This is a genomic window from Vulcanococcus sp. Clear-D1 (genome assembly GCF_014654725.1).
GTDB lineage: Bacteria > Cyanobacteriota > Cyanobacteriia > PCC-6307 > Cyanobiaceae > Vulcanococcus.
In genome coordinates, this window is sequence record NZ_JACVZV010000016.1 from 1 (window position 1) to 5,776 (window position 5,776).

The following is a 5,776-nucleotide window of genomic DNA, read 5'->3' on the forward strand; positions in this document are numbered from 1 at the left end:
ACCTGGGCGAGGACGACATCGTGCGCTTTGAAGACCGTTACGGACGAAGCGATGCCACAATCAAAGCAAATGAGGTGCTTACAGCATGAAGACAGCTCTGATCACCGGAATCACCGGGCAGGACGGCAGCTATCTGGCTGAACTTCTTCTCGAGAAAGGGTATGCCGTGCATGGCATCAAACGCCGGGCGAGCAGCTTCAACACGGCGCGGATTGACCACCTCTACCAGGATCCCCATGAATTGGACCCTCGCCTGGTGCTCCACTACGGCGACCTCACGGACAGCACCAATCTGATCCGGATCATTCAGCAGGTTCAGCCCGATGAGATCTACAACCTAGGGGCTCAAAGCCATGTAGCTGTGAGCTTTGAGGCACCGGAATACACAGCCAACAGCGATGCACTGGGCACCCTGCGAATTCTTGAAGCAGTGCGGATGCTCGGCCTCTCCAAGAAAACACGGATCTATCAGGCCAGCACCTCAGAGCTCTACGGCCTAGTGCAGGAAATTCCTCAGAAAGAATCCACTCCCTTCTATCCCCGCAGCCCGTACGGCGTTGCCAAGCTCTACGCCTATTGGATCACGGTGAACTACCGCGAAGCATATGGGATGTATGCCTGCAACGGCATCCTCTTTAACCACGAAAGCCCACGGCGCGGCGAAACCTTCGTAACACGCAAGATCACCCGCGGCCTGGCACGCATCAACGAAGGCCTGGACGACTGCCTCTATATGGGCAATCTCGACTCGCTGCGCGACTGGGGCCACGCCCGCGACTACGTGGAGATGCAGTGGCGGATGCTGCAGCAGGAGCTGCCGGAAGACTTCGTGATTGCTACTGGCCGACAGGAGAGTGTTCGCCGCTTCATTGAGCTCACCGCCCAGGAGCTGGGTTGGGGAGCCATTCAGTGGGAAGGAGAAGGCATCGAAGAAGTGGGACGACGCAGCACGGGTGAAGTGGTGGTGCGCATTGATCCGCGCTATTTCCGGCCTGCCGAAGTGGAGACCCTGCTGGGCGACCCCACCAACGCCCGTGAGAAGCTCGGCTGGACGCCGACCACCACCCTGGAGGAACTCGTGGCTGAGATGGTGGCAGCCGATAAGGAGGAGGCTCGGAAAGAAGCCATCCTGCGCCTGAAGGGTTTCAACGTGGTGGGATCGATGGAGAATCCGCCCATGAACCCGGCAGCTGTGTCCGCCGCTGGAGGGAAAACCTGATGGAGAAGCTGATCACGACGGAGGATCGCATCTTCGTGGCCGGTCATCGGGGCATGGCAGGCAGTGCGATCTGCAGAGCGCTTGAACGCGCTGGATACAGCCGGATCCTCACCGCCACACGCGAGGAACTCGATCTGCTGGACACCTCGCCTGTGGAGCGGTGGTTCAGCAAGCACAAGCCAACGGTGGTGGTGCTCGCAGCCGCCAAGGTGGGCGGGATCCATGCGAACAACACATATCCGGCCGACTTCCTGCTGGACAACCTCAGGATCCAGACCAACGTGATCGAAACGGCCTGGCGCTCCGGCGTACGCCGCCTGCTGTTTCTCGGCAGCAGCTGCATCTATCCCAAGTTCGCCGACCAACCAATCCGAGAAGAAGCTCTTCTCACAGGGCCACTGGAGCCAACAAACGAGTGGTATGCGATCGCTAAAATCGCCGGCATCAAACTCTGCCAAGCCTTGCGGTTGCAGCACGGGTTTGACGCCATCAGCCTGATGCCCACCAATCTCTACGGCCCGGGAGACAACTACCACCCCACCAACAGCCATGTGCTTCCAGCTCTGATCCGTCGCTTCCATGAGGCCGCCGAGGCCCAACTCAGCACGGTGACCTGCTGGGGCACCGGCACCCCGCTGCGGGAGTTCCTGCATGTGGACGACCTGGGCGAAGCCTGTGTGTTTGCGCTGGAGCACTGGAACCCGGCCGCGGGCGAGCTCACCTATCTGAATGTGGGCACCGGCCTGGACCAGAGCATCCGTGAGCTCGCTGAAGCAGTCGCGCAGGCCACGGGGTTCACTGGGGAGATTGCCTGGGATCCCACCAAACCCGACGGCACGCCCAAGAAGCAGCTTGATGTGAGTCGCCTCAACGCACTCGGCTGGCAGGCTCGCATCCCTCTGGATCAGGGCCTCAACAGCACTGTGGCTCTCTTCCGCGAGCAGCTGCAGAAAGAACTGGTGAGGCTGAACTGAGATGAAAGCGATGATCCTGGCGGCGGGCAAGGGAACGCGGGTCCAGCCGATCACGCACGTGATCCCCAAACCGATGATTCCGATCCTGCAGAAGCCGGTGATGGAGTTTCTGCTGGAGCTGCTCAAAGAGCACGGCTTCAAGGAGGTGATGGTGAATGTGTCGCACCTCGCCGAAGAAATCGAGAACTACTTCCGCGACGGCCAGCGCTTCGGCGTGGAAATCGCTTACAGCTTTGAAGGCCGCATCGAGGATGGTGAACTGATCGGCGATGCCCTGGGGTCGGCCGGCGGCCTCAAGAAGATCCAGGATTTCCAGCCCTTTTTCGATGACACCTTCGTGGTGCTCTGCGGCGATGCCCTGATCGACCTCGACCTGAGCGAAGCGGTGCGCCGTCATAGGGAGAAAGGGGCGATCGCCAGCCTCGTCACCAAACGGGTGCCTCGCGATCAGGTGAGTAGCTACGGCGTCGTTGTCACCGACGAGCAGGACTGCATCCGCGCCTTCCAGGAAAAACCGAAGGTGGAGGAGGCCCTCAGCGACACGATCAACACCGGCATCTACATCTTCGAGCCGGAGATCTTTGCCCACATTCCCTCCGGTCAACCGTTCGATATCGGCTCCGACCTGTTCCCGAAGCTGGTGGAGCTGGGGTCGCCCTTCTATGCCCTGCCGATGGATTTCGAATGGGTGGATATCGGCAAAGTGCCCGATTACTGGCAGGCGATTCGCAGCGTGCTTCAAGGCGAGGTGCGTCAGGTCGGCATCCCGGGCAAAGAGGTTCGGCCAAGGGTGTACACCGGCCTGAACGTGGCTGCCAACTGGGACACGATCAAGGTGCAGGGCCCGGTGTATGTGGGCGGAATGACCAGGATCGAAGACGGCGCCACCATTCTCGGCCCGTCGATGATCGGCCCCAGCTGTCACATCTGCGAAGGCGCGGTGATCGACAACTCAATCATTTTTGATTACTCACGGATCGGCCCCGGGGTGCAGCTGGTGGAGAAGCTGGTGTTCGGCCGCTACTGCGTCGGCAAGAACGGCAACCACTTCGACCTGCAGGAAGCAGCGCTCGACTGGCTGATCACCGATGCCCGTCGTCAGGATCTGGTGGAACCCTCGCCCCAGCAGAAGGCGATGGCCGAGCTGCTGGGGACAGACCTGACTTTGGGGCAAGCGGCATGACTTCACTTTCCATGACGCGACGCTCTCATCCCACCCGCACCAGCTGCTGCATCGGCGCCAGCTCTGTGGGTCGTCCGACGATGGCGTTAATCGCTTCAACCAACAGCCATGTGTTGCCGGCTCTGATACGTCGCTTGCATGAGGTGACTGTGGGCTTGAAAAGCACGGTTGGGGCATTTCGCAAGCAACTTAGCGAGGACTTGGTTCGGCTGTAATGGAAAGGCGCGTTTACCTGGCACAGCGCCTGAATCGGTTTCTCGACTGCCATCGCGGCGAACGGATGGTGCTGGTATGCAATGGACCTTCACTGAATCAAACAGATTTCGCCCCCATTCGCGGCGAAATCTGCATGGGCCTCAATAAGATCTACCTTGGATTCAAAAGATTTCGCTTTTACCCTAGATACTACCTGGCAATTAATCGCCGCGTGATCGAGCAGGGTGCCGATGAAATCCGAAGATTGGCCTGCATCCGATTTCTAAGAGACCTAGAAGGCTGCAATCCCTTGCCTGAATCGGCTCTGACTTATCTCCTCCATTCAAGGCCCGAGCAGCGTTTTCACGAGAACCTGTGCGAAGGGTTTTTCGAGGGCTTTACGGTCACCTTTGCTGCTTTACAGATCGCTTTTTTCATGGGCTTTTCGGAGGTGGTGATCGTCGGCATGGATCACCGTTACGCTTACAAAGGCCTGCCCAACGAGGCTCATAAACTCGTGGGCGCGGATCCGAACCATTTTGATCCCTCTTATTTCAGTGGTCACACCTGGGATAATCCAGATCTACAAAATTCCGAGCGCTACTACTCTATGGCTCGCGAAAGCTATGAAGCAGCAGGTCGCCGGATCATCGATTGCACAGTTGATGGCGCCTGTGCTGTTTTCGAAAAAGGCAGGCTCGAAGAGGTGCTGCGATGACCTCACTCCTGATCACCGGTGGTGCTGGCTTCATTGGGAGCCATACCTGCCTAGTGCTGCTTGGAGCTGGCCATGACTTGGTGGTGCTCGACAACTTCAGTAACAGCTCCCCCGAAAGCCTGAGGCGTGTAATGGAGCTGGCGGGCCCAGGAGCTGACGGGCGCCTGACGGTGGTGGAGGGCGACATCCGCAATCCTGCTGATCTGGAGCGGGCGTTTGCCGCCGCTCCGGCGAATCGCCCGATCGAAGCCGTGATCCACTTCGCTGGGCTCAAGGCCGTAGGTGAATCAGTGCAACACCCTCTGCGCTACTGGGATGTGAACCTGAGTGGCTCTCGTCAGCTTTTGAGCGCTATGCAGGCTCAGGGCTGCCGCACCCTTGTGTTCAGCAGCAGCGCGACGCTTTACGGAATTCCTGAACAGGTGCCGATTCCGGAAACAGCACCGATCCAACCGATCAACCCCTACGGCCACAGCAAGGCAGCGGTGGAACAGCTGCTCGCTGATCTGAGCGCCAGTGAGCCTGGCTGGCGTATTGCCCGGCTGCGCTACTTCAACCCGGTGGGCGCCCACCCCAGTGGCCTCATCGGTGAAGACCCCAGTGGCATCCCCAACAATCTGTTCCCATTTGTGAGCCAGGTGGCGGTGGGAAGGCGCGAGCGGCTGCAGGTGTTCGGGGGTGACTGGCCGACCCGCGATGGCAGCGGCGTGCGTGACTACATCCATGTGATGGACCTGGCCGAAGGACACAAAGCCGCGCTCGATACGCTTCTGGCTGAGACGCCCCAGATGCTCACGTTGAATCTGGGCAGCGGCCAGGGGCACTCGGTGTTGGAGGTGGTTGCGGCATTTGAACGCGCCAGCGGCCGCGCAGTTCCTTACGAGCTGGTGGAGCGCCGCCCCGGGGATGCGGCCAGCACCGTGGCTGATCCTGCTCTCGCCCTCAAGCGCCTGGGCTGGCGCACCCGGCGCAGCCTGGCGGAGATGTGCCGCGATGGTTGGGCATGGCAGAGCGTCAACCCCAACGGGTACAGCACGGCCACCATCCAGGGAGGCGAGCTGATGCCAAAAACGGTCTTGATCACCGGTGCGGCAGGTGGCATTGGCTCTGGGCTCGTTGCCGCACTGGCAAGTGCTGGATGGGCCGTGATCGGCTCCGACCATCCAGCTGCAGGTCCAGATCCCAGCACCCTCCAACACTGCCAGGGCTGGATCACCGCCGACCTGGCGGCACTAAGCCGGCATCCTGATCATCTGGAAGCCTTCAAGAGCGCCGTGCTTACCGCTACAGCAGGCCACGATTTTATGGCAATTGTGCATAATGCCGCGCTGCAACGCCTGGGCAGCTTTGAACAGCTCACCGCAATGGACTGGTGTGAGACGCTGGAGGTGAATCTGATGGCCCCCGTTGCGATCAGCAGGGCCTTGCTTCCTCAGCTCCAGAGACAGTGTGGATCGATCGTGCACATCGGCAGCATCCATAGCCAA

Annotated in this window: 5 protein-coding genes and 1 pseudogene; all 6 read left to right on the forward strand. The window is 60.0% G+C overall.

What is annotated here, in order from left to right; translation table 11 throughout:
* Positions 1-85 precede the first annotated feature (85 nt).
* Positions 86-1,219: a GDP-mannose 4,6-dehydratase gene (gene gmd / locus H9532_RS06515; RefSeq protein ID WP_296366701.1), complete on the forward strand. Its 1,134-nt coding sequence runs from the start codon at positions 86-88 to the stop codon at positions 1,217-1,219.
* Complete coding sequence (locus H9532_RS06520) at positions 1,219-2,193, forward strand: GDP-L-fucose synthase (RefSeq protein WP_296366702.1); 975 nt, start codon at positions 1,219-1,221, stop codon at positions 2,191-2,193. Before gmd ends, H9532_RS06520 begins: the two co-directional genes overlap by 1 nt.
* A 1-nt stretch (position 2,194) precedes the next feature.
* A complete protein-coding gene (locus H9532_RS06525; protein ID WP_296366704.1) occupies positions 2,195-3,376 on the forward strand; it encodes an NDP-sugar synthase in 1,182 nt (393 codons plus the stop codon).
* 214 nt (positions 3,377-3,590) lie between these two features.
* Positions 3,591-4,289 carry a hypothetical protein gene (locus H9532_RS06530; RefSeq protein WP_296366706.1) on the forward strand — a complete coding sequence of 233 codons (699 nt, stop codon included), beginning with the start codon at positions 3,591-3,593 and terminating at the stop codon, positions 4,287-4,289.
* Positions 4,286-5,323 (forward strand): annotated as a pseudogene (galE, locus tag H9532_RS06535) (UDP-glucose 4-epimerase GalE); the annotation flags it as partial. The gene H9532_RS06530 and the pseudogene galE, both read left to right, overlap by 4 nt.
* Before the next feature lie 27 nt (positions 5,324-5,350).
* Positions 5,351-5,776, forward strand: a 426-nt coding sequence (locus tag H9532_RS06540; RefSeq protein WP_296366709.1) for an SDR family oxidoreductase, incomplete at its 3' end; no start/stop codon positions are given.

Coding starts and splice junctions, on each gene's coding strand:
- gmd (WP_296366701.1), top strand. CDS start 86: ATGAAGACAGCTCTGATCACCGGAATCACCGGGCAGGACGGCAGCTAT.
- H9532_RS06525 (WP_296366704.1), top strand. CDS start 2,195: ATGAAAGCGATGATCCTGGCGGCGGGCAAGGGAACGCGGGTCCAGCCG.
- H9532_RS06520 (WP_296366702.1), top strand. CDS start 1,219: ATGGAGAAGCTGATCACGACGGAGGATCGCATCTTCGTGGCCGGTCAT.
- H9532_RS06530 (WP_296366706.1), top strand. CDS start 3,591: ATGGAAAGGCGCGTTTACCTGGCACAGCGCCTGAATCGGTTTCTCGAC.